Source organism: Algoriphagus sp. (assembly GCF_013373065.1).
Taxonomy (GTDB): Bacteria; Bacteroidota; Bacteroidia; order Cytophagales; family Cyclobacteriaceae; genus Algoriphagus.
This window is the reverse complement of sequence record NZ_JABXIN010000002.1, coordinates 37512-55860: the sequence shown is the minus strand read 5'-3', so window position 1 is coordinate 55860 and position 18349 is coordinate 37512. Positions and strand designations below refer to the sequence as shown.

General features: G+C 42.5%; 14 protein-coding genes. 7 read left to right on the top strand and 7 right to left on the bottom strand.

The annotated features are described in order from the left end of the window. Positions 1–115 precede the first annotated feature (115 nt). From HWE15_RS01505 to HWE15_RS01490, 4 genes are all read left to right on the top strand, one after another. Positions 116–748, top strand: coding sequence for an acetyltransferase (locus HWE15_RS01505; RefSeq protein WP_290505729.1), 633 nt, complete (start codon positions 116–118; stop codon positions 746–748). Between the two features lie 97 nt (positions 749–845). After that, positions 846–1850 (top strand): rhodanese-related sulfurtransferase, encoded by a 1005-nt coding sequence (locus HWE15_RS01500; protein WP_290505728.1) that lies wholly within the window; start codon positions 846–848, stop codon positions 1848–1850. Beyond that, positions 1822–2688, top strand: a complete 867-nt coding sequence (locus HWE15_RS01495; RefSeq protein ID WP_290505727.1) for a nucleoside phosphorylase — start codon at positions 1822–1824, stop codon at positions 2686–2688. The genes HWE15_RS01500 and HWE15_RS01495 overlap by 29 nt, the downstream gene beginning before the upstream one ends. Positions 2689–2808: 120 nt before the next feature. After that, positions 2809–3525 (top strand): DNA alkylation repair protein, encoded by a 717-nt coding sequence (locus HWE15_RS01490; RefSeq protein ID WP_290505726.1) that lies wholly within the window; start codon positions 2809–2811, stop codon positions 3523–3525. Positions 3526–3687: 162 nt separating this feature from the next. Here the strand turns inward: HWE15_RS01490 and HWE15_RS01485 are convergent, their stop codons facing one another. Then, complete coding sequence (locus tag HWE15_RS01485) at positions 3688–5595, bottom strand: ABC-F family ATP-binding cassette domain-containing protein (RefSeq protein ID WP_290505725.1); 1908 nt, start codon at positions 5593–5595, stop codon at positions 3688–3690. A gap of 113 nt (positions 5596–5708) precedes the next feature. On the opposite strand from HWE15_RS01485, the gene HWE15_RS01480 reads away from it, so the two are divergent. Beyond that, complete coding sequence (locus tag HWE15_RS01480; RefSeq protein ID WP_290505724.1) at positions 5709–6194, top strand: peptide deformylase; 486 nt, start codon at positions 5709–5711, stop codon at positions 6192–6194. A 175-nt stretch (positions 6195–6369) separates the two neighbouring features. After that, a complete protein-coding gene (xerD, locus tag HWE15_RS01475; RefSeq protein WP_290505723.1) occupies positions 6370–7281 on the top strand; it encodes a site-specific tyrosine recombinase XerD in 912 nt (303 codons plus the stop codon). A 90-nt stretch (positions 7282–7371) separates the two neighbouring features. Here the strand turns inward: xerD and HWE15_RS01470 are convergent, their stop codons facing one another. From HWE15_RS01470 to bshA, 5 genes are all read right to left on the bottom strand, one after another. Further along, the gene (locus HWE15_RS01470; protein WP_290505722.1) at positions 7372–8517 is read right to left on the bottom strand and encodes an acyl-CoA dehydrogenase family protein; all 1146 of its coding nucleotides are present in this window, start codon (positions 8515–8517) and stop codon (positions 7372–7374) included. Positions 8518–8752: 235 nt separating this feature from the next. Next, positions 8753–10879: a PQQ-binding-like beta-propeller repeat protein gene (locus tag HWE15_RS01465; RefSeq protein ID WP_290505721.1), complete on the bottom strand. Its 2127-nt coding sequence runs from the start codon at positions 10877–10879 to the stop codon at positions 8753–8755. A 27-nt stretch (positions 10880–10906) separates the two neighbouring features. Then, positions 10907–11740 carry an NAD(P)-binding domain-containing protein gene (locus HWE15_RS01460; RefSeq protein ID WP_290505720.1) on the bottom strand — a complete coding sequence of 278 codons (834 nt, stop codon included), beginning with the start codon at positions 11738–11740 and terminating at the stop codon, positions 10907–10909. A 41-nt stretch (positions 11741–11781) separates the two neighbouring features. Further along, entirely contained in the window at positions 11782–12408 is a 627-nt protein-coding gene (locus tag HWE15_RS01455; protein WP_290505719.1) for a sterol desaturase family protein, read from the bottom strand. A 104-nt stretch (positions 12409–12512) separates the two neighbouring features. Continuing rightward, a complete protein-coding gene (bshA, locus tag HWE15_RS01450; RefSeq protein ID WP_290505718.1) occupies positions 12513–13652 on the bottom strand; it encodes an N-acetyl-alpha-D-glucosaminyl L-malate synthase BshA in 1140 nt (379 codons plus the stop codon). Between the two features lie 221 nt (positions 13653–13873). Between bshA and HWE15_RS01445 the strand changes: the two genes are divergently transcribed. After that, positions 13874–15199, top strand: a complete 1326-nt coding sequence (locus HWE15_RS01445) for a Xaa-Pro peptidase family protein (protein ID WP_290505717.1) — start codon at positions 13874–13876, stop codon at positions 15197–15199. A gap of 40 nt (positions 15200–15239) precedes the next feature. On the opposite strand, the gene HWE15_RS01440 is transcribed toward HWE15_RS01445, so the two are convergent. Then, on the bottom strand, positions 15240–18200 hold the full coding sequence (locus HWE15_RS01440; protein ID WP_290505716.1) for a glycoside hydrolase family 3 N-terminal domain-containing protein: 2961 nt from the start codon (positions 18198–18200) through the stop codon (positions 15240–15242). Between the last annotated feature and the right edge of the window lie 149 nt (positions 18201–18349).

Below are 18349 nucleotides of genomic sequence, written 5' to 3'. Positions count from 1 at the left end.
CCAAAAAATGCCTGCAATGTAAGATTGCCCAAAGCCTGCTTAAGTCTGAAAGTAAATGATTTTTGCGGATCCTCCTGAATTGCTGTACTTTTGCAGTCCGAATTTCAAATAACCTATGGATAATCCAGTCATTATTTTCGGAGCGAAGGGAATTGCTCATCCAGCTTTGGAAATTTTCAATAGTAATGGGATCGTGGTATACGGATTCCTCGACGAAGACGAAAGTCTTCATGGAACAGAGATTAACACGGTGCCGGTATTGGGCCATCCAGAAGATGATGGATTTCTTAAGCTGATCGGAAAGAAAACCGAAGCTTTCGTGGCAGTTGATGACAATAAGTACCGTAAGTTTCTGGTGGAATTGCTCAATGAACGAAGAAAAGTTCAACCTGTGAATGCCATTCATAGTAGAGCTTATATTTCCAGTGATGCTGTTTTGGGTCATGGAAATTTCATCAATGCCAATGTGGTATTGGGAAGTGGCGCCTCTATCGGTCAACATTGTATCCTTCATTCTGGAGCAATTGTGGATCACCAAGCAAAAATTGGAGATTTTGTGCAAATTGGTGCTGGATCCATCATCAATTCTGAAGTGACCATTGAGGAAGGTGTCTTTATCGGTTCTGGAGTGACGATCGTTTCCGGAGTGACCATTGGGAAAAATGCCCGAGTTGGTGCCGGTTCCGTGGTGGTTTCTTCCGTTGGAGCCAACGAAACGGTCTTTGGAAATCCAGCGGCTAAAGTTTAGAAAATGAAACAGCTAGGCATACAAGTTTCGTATTCCCGTAAATCGTAAATCGTAAATCAAAAATCCTCTAACACCCTGCCGAAACAGGGCTGACGTTATGGAACAAAAGAAAGACTACCAAATCCTCCTGTACTATTGCTATGCAAAAATCGAAAACCCCGAAGAGTACAGAGAGCAGCATCATTTATTTTGCGTGGAAAACAATATCCGGGGTCGCATTATCATCTCCGATGAAGGCTTGAACGGAACGGTTTCCGGCTTGAAGGAAGATTGTGAAAAGTACATGGCTTATGTTCATGCTGATCCACGTTTTGCCAAAACAGAATTTAAAATCGATGAGCATGCGGGCCATGCCTTCACCAAAATCCATGTGCGATACAAGCCAGAGATCGTACATTCATCTTTGCGACATTTAGATCCGAATGTTCGAACCGGGAAGCATTTGGAGCCTGAGGAATTCAAAAAAATGAAAGATCAGGAAGATGTGGTGATTTTGGATGTTCGCTCAAATTATGAGCACGAGCTGGGTCATTTCAAAAATGCCATCACCTTGGATATTGATAATTTCCGTGATTTCCCAGAAAAGGTGAAGGAATTGGAGCACCTTAAAGGCAAAAAGGTCTTGACCTATTGTACCGGAGGTATCAAGTGTGAGAAAGCTTCTGCCTATTTATTGGAACAAGGATTCCAAGATGTGTATCAGCTTCACGGTGGTATCATCAAATACGGAATGGAAGCCGGAGGAGAGGATTTCGAAGGAAAATGCTATGTCTTCGATAATCGAATTGCTGTTGAGGTAAACAAGGTCAACCCAACCATCATCTCCAAGTGTCACGTTTGTGGAACTGCTTCCGACCGTATGGTAAATTGTGCCAATCCATCCTGCAATATACACGTGCCAATCTGCGAAAAATGCGGGTGGGAAATGGAAGGCGCCTGTTCCCCTGAATGTAAAGAGCATCCAGAGAAAAGGCCTTATGACGGAACAGGCTACTACCAAAAGAATACAAACGGCTACAATCCTTACAAAGGACTTTTCCGAAAGCCGAATAAAGATCAAATTCTAAAACTGCATGGAGAAGCACAAGATTCCTGCCTCTGAGTTGATCATCAATCAGGATGGTAGTATTTACCATTTGCATTTGAAGCCAGAAGACCTGGCTTCACTTGTTTTTACGGTTGGGGATCCAGATCGTGTGGAGCTGGTTTCCCGTTATTTTGATCGAATTGAAGTCAAGATCAACAAGCGGGAATTCATCACCCATACTGGCTGGCTCAATGGGAAAAGGGTTACCGCCATGAGTACAGGTATGGGTACGGATAATATCGAAATACTCATGACCGAGTTGGATGCATTGGTAAATGTGGATTTGCAAACTCGGGAGGAAAAAGGTGAGAAAACATCCCTACAAATTATCCGATTAGGTACTTCCGGAAGCATGCAAGCGGATATTCCGGTTGGGACAATGCTGGCCTCCGAGATTGGAGTTGGGCTCGATACCTTGATGCAGTTTTATCCTAAGCTCCCCGAAAGTCAATTTATCGGAGCTGCAATTCAAGATGAATTGGGTTTGGGTTTTCAACCTTATCAGGCTTCCGCATCCTCCTTTTTATTGCATAAATTGGATAATCGATTTTTGAAAGGAATTACCTTGACTTGTCCGGGATTTTATGCGCCTCAAGGAAGGGAGGTTCGACTCCAACCTAGATTCGACAAGATGGTTGAACGAATTGCAGCCATCAATCTCGAAGAGGGGAAGCGAATCACCAATTTTGAAATGGAAACTGCTGGCTATTATGGACTTGGAAAGCTATTGGGACATGAGATGTTAAGCCTGAATGCGATCATTGCCAATAGGCCTAATAAAGAGTTTGATCAGGAAGCAGGAAAAACAGTGGATACCTTAATTCAAACAGCCTTGGAGCTTTTTATTTCCTGATAAGCTTGAATTATTATCCTATAATCCTTTGAAATGCGCTTAAGAAATTGAGCGCATTTTTCTTTGTCTTTCATTTAGGAAAAAGGCTGCTTGATTGACCGGCCTTTTTTACTTTTAACCATGAGTGAATTAACCGAACAAATTATTGAGATCCTTAAGGGTAAATCAATTCCCGAAAAGGCTGCATTTTTTCCGAAATTTTTCAAAGCATTTCCGGGCGGTTACGGCGAAGGGGATCAATTTCTAGGAGTCAAAGTTCCTGATCAACGGAAGATTGCCAAGCAGTTTTTCAAAGAAATCAGCTTGAACGAATTATCCGAATTGATTCAAAATCCCTTTCATGAAGTTCGTTTAACGGGTCTGCTGGCTTTGGTCTATCGCTATGAAAAGACCAAAAGCGAGGAGGAAAAAAAAGAATTGGTCGATTTTTACTTGGCTCATTTGGATTATGTGAATAATTGGGATTTGGTGGATACAACCTGTCATCAAATTCTGGGAGAATTCCATTTCAAAAAAGAGAAGGAATTATTTTATGAATTGGCAGCTTCGGGAAATCTCTGGAAGCAACGGATTGCCATGATCAGTTCCTACTATTGGATCAAAAGAGGTGAGTTTTCTGATGCCTTGGTTCTAGCCGAAAATTTGAAGAACCATCCTCATGACTTAATGCATAAAGCGGTAGGTTGGATGCTAAGAGAAATCGGAAATCAGGATTTTGATGTAGAAATGGAATTCTTAAAAAAGCATTATCAATCCATTCCTCGAACAGCTTTGCGCTATGCTATTGAAAAATTTCCGGAAGAATTAAGACAGGATTTTTTGAAAGGAAGAATTTGAAATACAGTAGAAATACACCTTCCTTTAGTCGGTGAAATATGGTGGAATCAAATCTACTGGATGTCGACCTGATAGCCTATTTCGACTCCCGAAGGGAGTCATATTTCATAGAATGTATTTCGCCTCGATTTTTCGGGGTGTATTTCTATCGTGTTTCAATCATTAATCTTCAATCCCCTCCAATTCACTCAATTCCAACCAAGTCATTTCCAGTTCTTCCAGTTCGGAGTCAATATCAGCGATTCGATTGGAAAGTTTTAATAACTCTTCATGATTGTCGATTCCAGTAGCAATTTGGGTGGTTATGCTTTCTTTCTCCTCTTCCAGCTTCGCAATGGCTTCATTAGTCTTTTTGAATTCCTGCTTTTGCTTATAGCTAGCCTTGACTTTTGAATCAGACTTCTCAGAGTCATCAACCTTATTCTCTTCTCTTGTCTCTCGTCTCTCGCTTCTTACTTCTGACGTCTTTGTACTCTCCTCCTTCTCCCACTCTCTGAAATCCGTATAGTTGCCAGGGAAGTCCCTGATCACTCCCTCTCCCTCGAAGACAAAAAGGTGTTCCACTAAACGATCCATGAAATAACGATCGTGCGAAACGATGATCAAGCATCCCGGAAACGTATCTAGAAACTCTTCCAGAATATTAAGCGTCATTAGGTCCAAATCGTTAGTAGGCTCATCCAGAATCAGGAAGTTCGGATTCTTGATCAACACCATCAGCAATTGAAGTCTTCGGCGCTCTCCCCCGCTCATTTTGCCAATCGGAGTAAATTGTTGTTTGGGAGGAAAGCCGAACTGGTTCAAAAATTGACTGACTGTGATGGTTTGTCCTTTGTTAAGTGTGACGACTTCAGCTACTTCCTTCACCACGTCAATCAACCTTTTTTCCTCATCAAATCGATCTTCTTCCTGCCGGTAATAGCCAAAGGCAGTCGTCTGACCCACAGTGATTTTCCCGGCATCGGGATCCAGAAGTCCTGTAATCATTTTCAGAAAAGTAGTCTTTCCTACACCGTTTGGTCCGATGATTCCAATCCGGTCCTTCTTTTTGAAAATGTAAGAAAAGTCTTTTACCAGGGTTTTGTCTCCGTAGGCCTTACCGATTTTGTCTATCTCCAAAATCTTATTACCTAACCGCTGGGTAGATACAGACAGTTCGATATCTCGCTCTTCCCGCTTGGTAAAAGCCTTTTCTTTGGTTTCTTCAAACGCATCCACCCGATATTTGGCTTTGGTTCCACGTGCTTTGGGTTGACGGCGGATCCATTCCAGTTCTTTCTTGTATAAGCTTTTAGCTTTTTCGATCTCGATGTCTTCGATTTGCATGCGTTCGGCTTTTTTATCTAAGAAATAGCCGTAATTGCCTTGATAGCGGTGGATTTTTCCCTGATCGAGTTCAAGGATTTCATTGGTGACCTTTTCTAGAAAATAACGGTCGTGAGTCACCATAAAGATGGCTAGGTTGGCTTTGGCCAGGTAATCCTCCAGCCATTCGATGGTTTCCAGGTCGAGGTGGTTGGTAGGTTCGTCAAGTAGTAACAAATCCGGTTTTTCGAGAATGGCTTTCGCTAAAGCAACCCGCTTTCGCTGACCACCCGAGAGATTTCCAACCGGCAAATCAGTATCGTGGAGGCCGAGTTTGCCCAAAACTTCTTTCACTTGATATTCAAAATCCCAAGCCTGAAGAGCATCCATCTGCTCAAAAAGCTTAGCCATTTTGTCCGAATTGTCAATGCCTCGTTCGGAGTCCAGCATGGCCTTGTGGTAATCTTCGATAACCCGTAATACTTCTGAATTGCTTTGGTCAAAAATGGTCTGATAAATACTCAGATTGGAGTCAAAAACCGGATTTTGGTGCACATAGGCAATTTTCACGGCATTATTAAGAGCGACCTCTCCTGTATCAGGGATTTCTAGGCCCATGATGATTTTCATCAGGGTGGATTTGCCTGCACCGTTTATGCCGACTAGGGCGATTTTTTGACCCTGTGAAATGCCGAATGAGATATTGGAAAAAAGCTTGCGCTCGCCAAAAGCTTTACTGAGGTTTTCGACCGAAAGGTAATTCATGGGGCAAAAGTACGGTAAATACATCTATTCCGTCTCATAGAATTAGAAACCTGAGATTGACTTTTTGAAATAATTCAGATGGTTTACTAGTTAGTTTCGATTAATATTAAAGTATGAAAACCATCCATGACATCCTCAAGCTAGGAGATCCAAGATTGTATCAAGTATGCCAACCTGTGCTTCAGTCTGAACTTCCATTAGTCGGTGGCTGGGTACAGCAGCTTCATGAAGCCATGGAAGACATCCGAAGGGTCTATGGCTTTGGTAGGGGAATTGCTGCCCCACAGTTAGGGATTATGAAGCGGATGTTCTACCTCAATCTAGACCGGCCTTACATCATTCTAAATCCAGTGCTTAAAGACCTGAGCGAAGAAAAATTTGAACTCTGGGATGATTGCATGTCCTTTCCCAACCTATTTGTGAAAGTAGAAAGACATCAAAGCCTAACACTGGAATACCACGATGAAAATTGGGAAAAGCAAAGTTGGAAAGTGGAAGGAGCGATTTCGGAGTTGGTCCAACACGAATATGAGCATCTTGATGGAATACTTTGTACCATGCGGGCGATTGATGAGAAAAGTTTTAAGTGGAGAGTATAAATGGAAATACAGTTGAAATACGATGGAAATAGGCTCCGATAAATCGGAGCGAAATATTAGTTTCGAAACCTGAGTATTTCACCGAGCGTAGTGAGGTTTATTTCTACTGTATTTCACGAAGTGTATTTCATCCATTCATGGCTCCATTTTTGATTTTATCCCATAAATTTTAATCATGTCCAAATCCTGGGAAAATTACATTAAGCAGTTTCGTCATTACTTGAAAATAGAGCGTTCGCTGAGTGAAAATTCCATTCAGGCTTATTGTTCAGATGTTGAGAAACTGGCTCATTTTTTAGAGAATGATTATCCCACACTTGGACCCACTGAGGTTGAGACGAAGCAACTTCGGGAATTTGTAGGGATGCTGGGAAAGTTGGAAATATCTGAGTTTACGCAAGCGCGCATTATTTCGGGTATCAAAGCCTTTTATAAGTTTTTGGTATATGAAGAATTGATCGCTACAGATCCTGCTCAGCTTCTGGAGGCGCCTCGACTAGGCAGAAAACTCCCGGATACCTTGAGTTTTCATGAGATCAATCAAATCCTAGAGGGAATTCCTTTAGGAGACTCCCAGGGTCATCGGAATAGAGCCATGTTGGAATTGCTCTACAGCAGTGGATTGCGGGTATCCGAACTGGTCAATTTAAAAAAGAGCCAGATTTTTGAAGATATAGGCTTTCTGCGAATAGTGGGCAAAGGGAATAAAGAACGCTTGGTTCCAGTCGGAAAGGATGCTTTAAAATATTTGAACATTTATTTAAAAGAAGTTCGCAATCACTTAGAGATTGCGAGGGGGCATGAAGAGTATGTTTTCTTAAACCGAAGGGGGAAAAAATTAAGTCGGGTAATGGTCTTCATGATCATCAAAGATGCGGTAGCTCGTGTAGGAATTGAGAAGAATGTAAGTCCTCATACTTTTAGGCATTCCTTTGCAACCCATCTCATCGAAGGTGGAGCGGACCTACGAGCTGTTCAGGAAATGCTCGGACATGAAAGCATTACCACCACCGAGATTTATACCCACTTGGATAGGGATTACCTTCGGCAGGTTCTGACGGATTTTCATCCAAGAAATAGAGACTAATTTTGGATAATGAATTGTCAGTCCGAGCGGAGTCGAAAAGTCCTCGACTCCGCTCGGACTGACAAAGGTTAAAGGACGACTTTAGAAATTTTACTTTCTCAACACTTCCCTCGAAATCACCAATTTCTGGATTTCTGAAGTTCCTTCACCGATGGTACAGAGTTTGGCATCTCGGTAATATTTCTCCACAGGATAGTCTTTGGTGAACCCGTAGCCGCCAAAAATCTGTACAGCTTCATTGGAAACGGATACCGCTACTTCGGAGGCATAATACTTCGCTTGGGCACCTTCCAAAGTCACTTTTTCACCTCGATTTTTAAGATCTGCCGCTTTAAAAGTCAGCAAACTAGCTGCTTCAACTTGGGTAGCCATATCGGCTAGTTTGAAAGATATTCCCTGAAATTTACTAATAGGTTGGTTGAATTGCTGTCGTTCCTTTGAATATTGGATGGAAGCCTCTAAGGCTCCTTGAGCGATTCCTAAAGACAAGGCCGCTATGGAAATTCTTCCTCCATCCAAAACTTTCATGGATTGGATAAACCCTTCTCCAACTTCACCAAGCACTTGGCTTTCATGAACCTTACAATCCTCAAAAATCATTTCGGCCGTTTCGGAGGCGCGCATTCCCAATTTGTCTTCTTTTCGACCCCCTCTGAACCCTGGAGTGCCTTTCTCGATAACAAAGGCTGTCATTCCATGTGAATCTCCGATTTCACCTGTTCGGGCGATTACAACCGCTACATCTCCGGAATAACCATGGGTAATAAAGTTTTTGGCTCCGTTGAGGATGTAATAGTCTCCTTCTTTTTTGGCCACGGTACGCATGTTTCCGGCATCTGACCCGGTATTAGGTTCGGTCAATCCCCAAGCGCCGAGCCATTCGCAGGTAGCTAATTTGGGAATGTATTTACGCTTTTGTTCTTCCGATCCAAACATTAAAATATGGTTGGTGCAAAGGGAATTGTGGGCAGCCATAGATAAGCCAATAGCAGGATCTAGCTTCGCCAATTCTGCAATAGCAGTGACGTATTCGAAATATCCAAAACCAGCACCGCCATACTCCGTGGGGACTAATACGCCCATCAAACCTAATTGCCCCAGTTTTTTAAAAAGTTCGAGGGGGAAATGCTGGCGGTCATCCCAGTCTTTACGGAAAGGGGTAATTTCCTTCGCTCCGAAATCACGAATCATATCAGCAATCATTCGCTGATTTTCGTTCATGGTAAAATTCAACATGGATTATTTGGGTTTATATTCATATTATCAAACCCTAAGATTCAGAATTAGTTTGGTTCAAGCAAATCGTCTAATTCCATAGAATATTTGGACCTTAAAAATAAAATCTAAATTTTTTAAAGTATTTTTCTTCTTTTTCTATTTTTTTATTGAAAATCGATCAGGAAATCAATTAATATTTGCTATTTCTTTGATTTTTTTTATTCATTTCTATGCTGTTCTAAATTACTTTGCTCTATCTACCGGGAAGTTCACCCGGAAGAGTAAAGGCTACATATTGATCTCCACTTTTGGTGCCTTTTCCACCACCACAAGCTATCACCAAAAACTGTTTTCCATTTTGCTCATATACAGCTGGGGTGGCATGTCCTGCTGCTGGAAGTTTGGCTTCCCAAAGTTTTTCTCCAGTAGATGAGTCAAAAGCTCGGATTTTCTCATCTTTGGTAGCTGCAATAAAAACCAAACCACCAGCAGTCACAGCGGGTCCTCCGTAATTTTCGGTACCGGTTGGTTCAAACCCCATCTGACTTAAGGAATCAATTTCCCCCAGTGTAATTTGCCATTTCTGAAATCCTGATCGCATGTCAATTGCAGTCAAAAGTCCCCAGGGTGGATTTGATCCATAAAGTCCTTCTTTCGTCAGGAGTTTCTGATAGCCAGTCATATAGTACCGAGGTGCTAGGGGTGCATTTTGGGACTCGAGTTCTTTTTTATCCCCTTGCTCGGTTTTTCCAAGCAAAAAATCAATCAAAACCTCCCGCTGTTCGTCACTGAGGTAGTCAAAAGCAGGCATAGCCCCCCTCCCTTTTTTCAAAAGCAATTTCAAAGAATCAGGACTATATTTTTCTGCTATACCTAGTAGTCCGGGGATGGCAGGAGGGTTTCCTTTTCTTTCTAGGCCATGGCAATTTCCGCAATAATTGGTATAAACGGTCTGGCCCATATTTTCAAATTCCGAGTTGGCTGTCATTTCAATCAACCAAGGGATTTGATTGGCATTTACGTAGAGCGTTTGGCTTTCAGGGTCAAAAGCAGCGCCACCCCACTCCGCGCCTCCGTCCATTCCTGGGAATAACACGATTGAAGAATCAGGGTGTGGAGGCTCCCACATATGTCCATATTTTGCTCTGCTAAGTTGGGCTCGAATGTCGGCTTCCCATTCGGGTTTGAGATTCAAAATGTCCTTTTCCTCAAAAACCATATTCATAAATGGTTCTGGAAGAGAAGGGATAGGTTGGGTTGGGCTGGTTTTTTCACCAGGCATGATACTTTGAGGAACTTCTTGTTCTTCTATCGGCCAAAGGGGTTCTCCGGTCTCTCGGTCAAAAACGAAGGTAAAGCCATGTTTGGAGGGTTGAGCAACCGCATCTATCCATTTTCCATCACTTTCAACCCGAATTAGGGTAGGGGGAGAAGGAAAATCCCGATCCCAGATGTCATGATGAACTCCCTGGAAATGCCATATTTTTTTACCTGTTTTTGCATCCAAGGCCAAGAGTGAATTTGCATAAAGATTATCTCCTTGTCGATAGCCTCCCCAAAAATCATAGGTAGCTGATCCGGTAGGAACAAAAACGATCCCACGCTTGTAATCGACAGCCATTCCTGCCCAATTGTTGGCCCCGCCTATTTGCTGGATGTACTGCGGGTCCCAGCTTTCATATCCTGCTTCTCCTTCATGGGGAATGGTATGAAAAATCCACTCTAATTTACCTGTAGGAATATGGTAGGCTCGGATGTGACCAGGAGCTGCATCCAATCCTTCAGATAGTCGCATCCCCATGATTATTAGGTCTTCAAAGACCATTCCCGGAGCATTTGCTACAATTAAAAAATCTTCCCGCTCTGTATCTAGGCCTTTTCGGAGGTCAATTTTACCATCATCTCCAAAATCCCTAATGGGTTCACCCGTAAGCGCATTCACAGCCATCAACCAATTTCCTGCGCCAAATAGGATACGTTTATCCTCTCCTTTTTCCCAATAGCTGACTCCTCGGTTGGTTCCAGCCCAGGAATTTTCTCCGCCCAGAATTTCGAATGGATCCAATCGCCATATTTCTTCTCCTGTCGCCGCATCCAAGGCGAAAACATGGAGTCTTGGGCTAGTTCCGTATAAAATGCCGTTTTTAACAATGGGCTGACATTGGATTTGGGAACGTTCAGTAGCATCTCCAGTTTTGTAAATCCAGGCAACCTCCAGGTTTGCTACATTCTCTCTATTGATTTGCTGTAGGGAAGAATAACGAGTCCCATCTGCCGGTCCTCCGTAATAAGACCAGTCTGTGTAATCGGTTTTTTGATTTTTCGATTGGCAGTTCCATAGGAATAGCGTAAAGATAAATAGCCACTGAGATCTTTTCATGATTAGTAATTATACAAAAAAATGGCTTCAACTTTCGTTGGTATAGTAGGAGAAGCTTAATGGATTGGGATAAGAAAATTCAAATCCGGTTTGGAGTATTTTCTTCGAAGAGATGATTCTTTGTCCTTCATTTTCGGGATTGGTAAAACTCGCTGGAAGACTAATACCCAATTCGGCGGCATTTTTTTCATAAATCTCTCTCCGTGTGGGATGAAGAGGTGCTACACCATTGAAAGTTTCGTTCCAAAGTTCATTTTCCAGTACGTGTACCATCATCCGAACAGCATCAATTCTATGAATGAAATTGACCCGGGTATGTCCGATTACATGTTCCTTTCCTGCAAAATACTTACCCGGAATCCGATCATCTCCGAGTAATCCCCCAAAGCGTAGAATAGTCAGGTCTTGGGATAGCTTTTCTTTCAGATACTGTTCGGCTTTCCAGAGGGCAACATTACCTGCAGATTCTGAAAAGATAGGTTCATCCTCTAGGTATTCATCTTCTCGATTTTGATTGGGATAGACGCCAGTCGAACTTACATACAGGACTTTTTGAATTTTAGAATTCGAAATAAGACCCTTGAGAAACTTTAGTTGTTCCAAATAATTTTCACCTCCATCTGTCCTGCTTTTTGGAGGAATATTGAGGATTAAGATTTCCGATTGAAAAAGCTTCTGAAATGCTTTACCCGACGGATAGGGGTTCAGTGAAAAGTAAACTGCCGGAATTCCTTCCTTTTGAAGTTGCTCAGCCTTCTCTTCGGAGGTGGTACTTCCCAAGACAGTATAGTCTTTTTCAATGAGCTTTTTGCCCAGTGGTAGTCCGATCCAACCCAGTCCAATAATTGAAATTGTTTTCATTGATTCAAAAATAAAAAACCTCCCGAAGGGGAGGTTTGATTTTAGTCTTTTTTAGGAAGGGTACCCAAAATAAAGTCCCACAGCGGAGTACTTACTCCGAAAGCAACATCTGGATCTTTATAATGGTGAATTGCATGATTCACCCACAATATTTTTAGGAAGTTCTTAGGAGGATTAAACGCATGAACGATGTAATGCACTCCCAAATAACTTGCATAGCCAATCAGGAAACCCGGCAAGAAATAGAACGCATAGTCTCCCATGATCAATTTAAAGACCAAATAGAAAATGGCAGCGTAGGCCGCACTCACAAAAGGAGGCATGGCCAGACGATCTTTATCTTTTGGGTAATCATGATGAACACCATGTACGGTGTATTGTAGTTTGTCTTTGATAGGAGTATCTGGCTCCATATGGAAAAAATGCTTGTGCATCATGTATTCTACAAATGTGAAAGCAATATATCCGATTAAAAATAAGGCGATTGCCATCGACCAAGAGATGGTCGTCGTTGTGATTCCGTAATAGAGGGACACACCTGCAAACACAAAAAACATCGTGATTGGTACCAGAATATGAGTTCTGGAAATCCGTTCCAAGATCGGATTTTCAAACATTTTGGCTGATCCAAAATTATCCGGGCGGTCCAGTCTTCCTATTTTTTTCATGGTAGTTTATGATATCGATATGGTTGACTTAAATCGAACGCGAAATTAAAGATTAGAAATTCTACTTGCCATTGATTTTTGTCACATTTTAAGTGAAAATCAATTTATTGAACCTTTTCAAGTGATTTTTCTATCGTTTCCTGATAGTATTTTTCATAAAGCGGCAAAATATTGGAAATATCAAACTCCTTTGCTCTTGCCAACGCATTAGCTTTGAAAGTCGGAAGGTTTTCATCAGCTAAGATAGTCAAAGCCTTATTTTTCATATCATCAATATCTCCCACCTCACAGACAAAACCGGTTTTTCCATTGACATTCAATTCAGGAATACCTCCCGCATTGGAAGTCAAAATCGGAACTTCGCATGCCATCGCTTCTAAGGCAGCTAGTCCGAAACTTTCCTTTTCAGAAGGCATAATAAACAAGTCTGATACTGAGAGTACTTCTTCGACAGCATCTAATTTTCCTAGGAATCGAACATCATCACAAGTACCTAATTCACGGCAAAGCCGTTCCATTCGGTCACGCTCTGGGCCATCTCCTACAAGTAGAAGTTTGGCAGGGATTTCTTTACGTACTTCGTAAAACACTCTCACTACATCCTCTACGCGCTTTACTTTTCGGAAGTTGGAAGTATGGACTAAAAGCTTTTCTCCGTTGGGGCAAATTGCCAATTTGAAGTGCTCCTTTTTTTGTTTTTTGAAACGGTTCAGATCAATGAAGTTTGGAATCACTTCGATATCCCGCTTTACTCCAAAATATTTATAAGTCTCATTTTTCAAATCCTGAGAAACCGCCGTAACTCCATCGGAATGATTGATACTGAAGGTCACCACAGGTTCATAGCTAGGATCTTTTCCTACCAAAGTAATGTCCGTACCGTGTAGTGTAGTCACGATTGGAATATGGATGTTTTCTTCCGCTAGGATCTTTTTTGCCATGTAGGCAGCAGAGGCATGAGGGATCGCATAGTGGACATGAAGTAGATCTAGACGTTCATACTTCACAACTGATACCATCTTGCTGGCAAGGGCTAGTTCGTAGGGAGCATGTTCAAAAAGCGGATAGCTTTTGATATCTACTTCATGGTAGTAAAGATTCTCACTGAAAAAATCTAATCGGGTGGGTTGCCGATAGGTGATAAAGTGAATTTCATGGCCAACTTTAGCCAGACCTATTCCCAATTCTGTGGCAACTACCCCACTACCTCCAAAGGTTGGATAGCAAACGATTCCAATTCTCATAGTTTCTTGAGTACCTATCGACTTTCAGCGTTGTAAACACACATAAGCCTAAGTTTTGTTCAAAATAAGGGGAATTAATCGATAAATCGAGGATAATTAAAATTTCTATTTTTTGGGATACTGCTGAAAACCAGTCTTCTGAAGATCAATTTACTATTTGAAAAATAGTTTTTAAAGCTGGAAGGATGTTCTTTATTTTAACTTTTCAAATAGAATAGATTATGTATCAAAACTTAAAATTAATCCCTGTAATCCTTGCCTTTTTCATTATTGGATGTACACAAAATACTCCAGTAGAAAGCGTTTCCACCTCCAAACCGGATTGGTCCTCGAATCCATGGCCTGAAATCCGAAAACAACGAATATCTCAACTTCTCCCTGAGGCTATGAAAGCAGCACAGGTAGATTGCTGGCTGACAATTTGCCGGGAAAATAATAATGACCCCCTTGCGATTCATGTGGGGGGTGAAAATGCTGGAGGAACTGCAGCTTTTCTATTTTATATCGATGATTCGGGCTTTCATTCCTTGGTGTTTTCCCCTGATGGAGAAGCGACTGCTTTGGATGAGTTGGATATCCATGATGAAGTGGTTCGGGTACCCAGAGGAACATCTGCTGTAGCCCAAGCTGCAGAGTTTATCAAGTCCAAAAATTTTCAACAGATAGCTATCAATTCGTCAACTTCGAATTCCTTGGCAGATGGAATGTCTTTTTCACAACGAGAAGAGCTAGAATCCTTATTGGGAGAAACTTCTTCAAAATTGGTTTCTGCAACCGAATTGGTTTATGAATGGCTATCGATCAAACTTCCGGCGGAAGTAGAAATCATGAGACAGGCGGCGCAGTTGGCTTCCGATTTTCAATATGAGGCCTATGCCATGATTGAACCCGGAAAAACAACAGACGCAGACGTAGCCAAATTTTTAAAGGAAAAAATGGCTGAATATGGAGTAACTGATGCTTGGCATCCCGATCAAAATCCCAATGTAAATTCCGGGCCTGACCGAGGACATTCCCATGCTACTGATAAAATCATCATGCCAGGCGATGTAATTCAGATCGATTTTGGGGTGAAGCTCTATGATATTTGGGTGAGCGATATACAGCGCTTTGCCTATGTTTTGAAAGAAGGAGAAAGTGTAGCACCAGCCGATATCCAACAGTATTGGGAGCATGGAAAGGCGGGTTCGCGGGCAGCATTGGCAGCGATGAAGCCCGGAGTGAAAGGAGTAGAAGTGGACCGGGCACAGCGTGAACTAATGGAGAAGGCCGGTTCAGAGTATGTCATGTGGAGTACGGGACATCCAGTCGGTTACGTAGCGCACGATGTAGGGCCTAATTTGGGAGGGTCTCAGGCACCCAGCATACGACCTGCTGCCCAAAAGGAGTTGAAAAAAGGAATGGTCTTCGCATTTGATGGATTTCATGCTTGGAAGCGGGCAGATGGCACGACCAAGACAATTTCAGTGGAAGAAATGGCAGTTGTGGGAGAAAATGGAGCTGAATACTTAATTCAGCCGCAGGAAGAGTTGATTTTGGTTAAGTAGAAAATGAAGATAAATAACCCCGATTTTCCATCCGGGTTATTTATTTGTTTTTTGTGGCCATGGCCTCATAAATAATATCATGAATTTGGGTACGGATTTCTTCACTGAGTAATTTTCGGTTTTCCGCCTCTGGATAGACTCTGTTGGATAGAAATACATAAATCAAATTATTCTCAGGATCTGCCCAAACACAGGTCCCTGTAAATCCAGTGTGGCCGAAGGTGGATTTGGGAGCGAGCTTTCCAGCAGAACCACCCTTATCGGGTTCAGGTTCAGGTTTATCCCAGCCCCAGCCTCTTCGGCTTTGTGTGGATTGGCGTTTGGTGAATTCTCTGACAGTTCCAGGTTTCAAAAGGCTTACATCTCCATAATACCCCATATTGAGCATCATCTGCATCATGACAGCTAAATCATTCGCCTTTCCAAAAAGTCCGGCATGGCCTGCCACCCCTCCATACATGGCGGCTCCCGGATCATGGACATAGCCACGGATTTGTCGCTTTCTGAAAGCCACATCATTTTCGGTAGGAGCGATATTGTCTAAGGGCATTTTTTCAAAGGGCTTGAAGGTCAGCGTGTACAGTCCTAAGGGCTGATAGAAATTTTGATCTAAAAATTCATCTAAGGGTTGATTAACGATGCGTTCAACGACTGCCTGCATAAAATACATGGTCAGGTCAGAATAAACGTAGCGGTTCCTGCCACCTCTCTTTGGTAAGAGTTCTGATTCTACCGTCCATTGCCAAATGCTGTCTCGAAGGGCATCATTTGCATACATCTCATTGGAGACCGGGCGGGTAAATCCCGGACTGGAAGAAGGTTGGTAATAGTCAGATCGCCATTGTCCTGACTCTACCGTATTGACATAATGCGGGATAAAGGCCTTCAAACCTGCTTCGTGCGCCATGACATCCTTGAGTGCCAAATTTTCCTTGTTGGTACCTTGAAGTTCGGGAAGGTAATCGCCCAAGGTCTTATTCATATCCAATTCACCTCGGCTTTCCAAAAACATAACAGCTTGGGTTGTCGCTAATACTTTGGTGATGGAAGCCAAATCGTAGACGGTTTCAGAATTTACTTTGGGACTGTTCCTGTATTCTAATTTCCCATAGGATCGCTCAAAGACTACTTTTCCATCTTTTACGACAAGGACATTGGCTCCAGGCGTTGCCTGAATTTTAATGGCTTTTTCGGCAACTTCATCGATCCGATCGAGAATTTTACTGTCCAAACCTACGCTTTCAGGTGATCCATAGGAAAGACGATTGAGGCCACTTAAAAAACCACCGACGCCGTAGGTGAATTGGGTACCTGTGCTTACCGGTAAAATCCCCATCGCAGGACGGCCTCCAAAAAGGATTTGAGGGCTTAGCTGCTGAGTAAGGTAATTGTCTTCATAAGCAATTACTACATGGTCTAAACCTTCCAAAAAGCGGGTTGCGTATGCATTTCCGAATAAAACCGTGACGAGCTCTTGTCGCTCCTGTAATTTTCGAAGTAAAGCCACATCTCCAGGAGCAATTCCAAATGCCCGCCTAGGACTATTCGTAATCCCTTGCAAGCCGACAACCACCACATCAAAGTCTTCCAATTTTTTCATCAGATTGTAGTGTTCTGACTCACTGGCAGCTTTGGAAATGGTGAAGTGCTCAAATTGGGCATATTTTGATAAGGTTTTTTGAAAATCCTCTCCCTTTCCGCCTATGCTTAGACTTGCAAATCGTTTGGTGTCCAGTTGTTTGAAGGGAAGAAGCCCATTTTTGTTGGAAGCAACAGTCAGTGCAGCGGCATAAAGCCTTTCTCGGATTTCTTCATTTTCAGGCGTGACAAGCCTCTCATAAAGCCCCTCCAGTTCCAAGGGCTGGTACCGGTTTAGCCCTACTTCATATTTAGCCTTTAATATTTTTTTGACGCGTCGATCAATTTCTGATTGTTCAATTTTTCCATCAGCCACCGCCTCGCGAATGAGGGTTTTAGCTTTGGATACGTTTTGAGAATAGAGCAATACATCATTGCCCGCCAGGAGGGCCTGCAAGTCAACTTCACCGGGACCATAAAATTTGGTAACTCCCTGCATATTCAAGGCATCTGTGAATATCAGACCCTTGAAGTTCATTTGCTTTTGCAGCAGGTCTGTGACAACCTTTTTGCTCAAACTGGTTGGTTTATTCCCCGAATCTTCCAAACTCGGAATATTGAGATGGGCAACCATGACTGATTTCAGGTTTTCCTTAAAAAGCTCTTGGTAGGGGTAGAGATCAACTTCCCAGATTCGCTGTTCAGGATGACGGATTAAGGGTAAGGAATAATGACTGTCCGCTTCGGTGTCTCCGTGTCCCGGAAAGTGTTTTGCGTTTGCAATGATACCATGATCCTGAAGTCCCTTCATGTAAGCAACAGACCGGGCTGCCACTGCTTGAGGATTTTCACCAAACGAGCGATAGCCAATGACGGGATTGTCCGGATTGGAATTGACATCTACGACTGGAGCAAAATTGATGTGCATCCCTAATTCCTTGAATTGGCGGGCCATTTCTTTGCCCATTTCATAGATAAGTTGGGTATCAGGAATGGCTCCTAAAGTCATGGCTTTGGGAAAATCCGGAATAGAATCAAACCGCATCCCAATTCCCCATTCGGCATCCATGGCTAGAAACAAAGGGGTTTTAGCTTTAGACTGGTAATAATTTGTCAGGCGCGCCTGCCGGATAGGGCCACCTTGAAAGAATATCAAGCCACCCAAATTTTCCTTTTCAATCAGGTTGGTAATCTCATTGACATGATTTTGATCTTTGTTGGAATAGGCGGCAACCATGAAAAGCTGTCCCAGTCGTTCTTCTTCATTCAGGTTGTTGAAAACAGAATCCACCCAATTGAGCATATCCATGTTTTCAGGTTCAAAATCCCGTTCCAAAGTAAGGGAGTTTAGACCCGTCGATGGAGAAGTGAAAAAGAGGACGATGATACTCAGACTAGCTATTTTCCAAAGCCAATTCCGCATGCTGAATAGATTTTTTATCCTTGATTTTAAAATTAAATTTGTATGGCCTACCCTTGCATGTAGCAGTTGAAGTGTTAAACTTCTTCAAAAAAGACCCAAATGGAACTCCTTCAGGGAATCTTGACATTGAAGATAATAAACACCCCTCA

Coding starts and splice junctions, on each gene's coding strand:
- xerD (WP_290505723.1), top strand. CDS start 6,370: ATGTCCAAATCCTGGGAAAATTACATTAAGCAGTTTCGTCATTACTTG.
- HWE15_RS01455 (WP_290505719.1), bottom strand. CDS start 12,408: ATGAAAAAAATAGGAAGACTGGACCGCCCGGATAATTTTGGATCAGCC.
- HWE15_RS01470 (WP_290505722.1), bottom strand. CDS start 8,517: ATGTTGAATTTTACCATGAACGAAAATCAGCGAATGATTGCTGATATG.
- HWE15_RS01505 (WP_290505729.1), top strand. CDS start 116: ATGGATAATCCAGTCATTATTTTCGGAGCGAAGGGAATTGCTCATCCA.
- HWE15_RS01465 (WP_290505721.1), bottom strand. CDS start 10,879: ATGAAAAGATCTCAGTGGCTATTTATCTTTACGCTATTCCTATGGAAC.
- HWE15_RS01440 (WP_290505716.1), bottom strand. CDS start 18,200: ATGCGGAATTGGCTTTGGAAAATAGCTAGTCTGAGTATCATCGTCCTC.
- HWE15_RS01485 (WP_290505725.1), bottom strand. CDS start 5,595: ATGAATTACCTTTCGGTCGAAAACCTCAGTAAAGCTTTTGGCGAGCGC.
- bshA (WP_290505718.1), bottom strand. CDS start 13,652: ATGAGAATTGGAATCGTTTGCTATCCAACCTTTGGAGGTAGTGGGGTA.
- HWE15_RS01460 (WP_290505720.1), bottom strand. CDS start 11,740: ATGAAAACAATTTCAATTATTGGACTGGGTTGGATCGGACTACCACTG.
- HWE15_RS01500 (WP_290505728.1), top strand. CDS start 846: ATGGAACAAAAGAAAGACTACCAAATCCTCCTGTACTATTGCTATGCA.
- HWE15_RS01480 (WP_290505724.1), top strand. CDS start 5,709: ATGAAAACCATCCATGACATCCTCAAGCTAGGAGATCCAAGATTGTAT.
- HWE15_RS01445 (WP_290505717.1), top strand. CDS start 13,874: ATGTATCAAAACTTAAAATTAATCCCTGTAATCCTTGCCTTTTTCATT.
- HWE15_RS01490 (WP_290505726.1), top strand. CDS start 2,809: ATGAGTGAATTAACCGAACAAATTATTGAGATCCTTAAGGGTAAATCA.
- HWE15_RS01495 (WP_290505727.1), top strand. CDS start 1,822: ATGGAGAAGCACAAGATTCCTGCCTCTGAGTTGATCATCAATCAGGAT.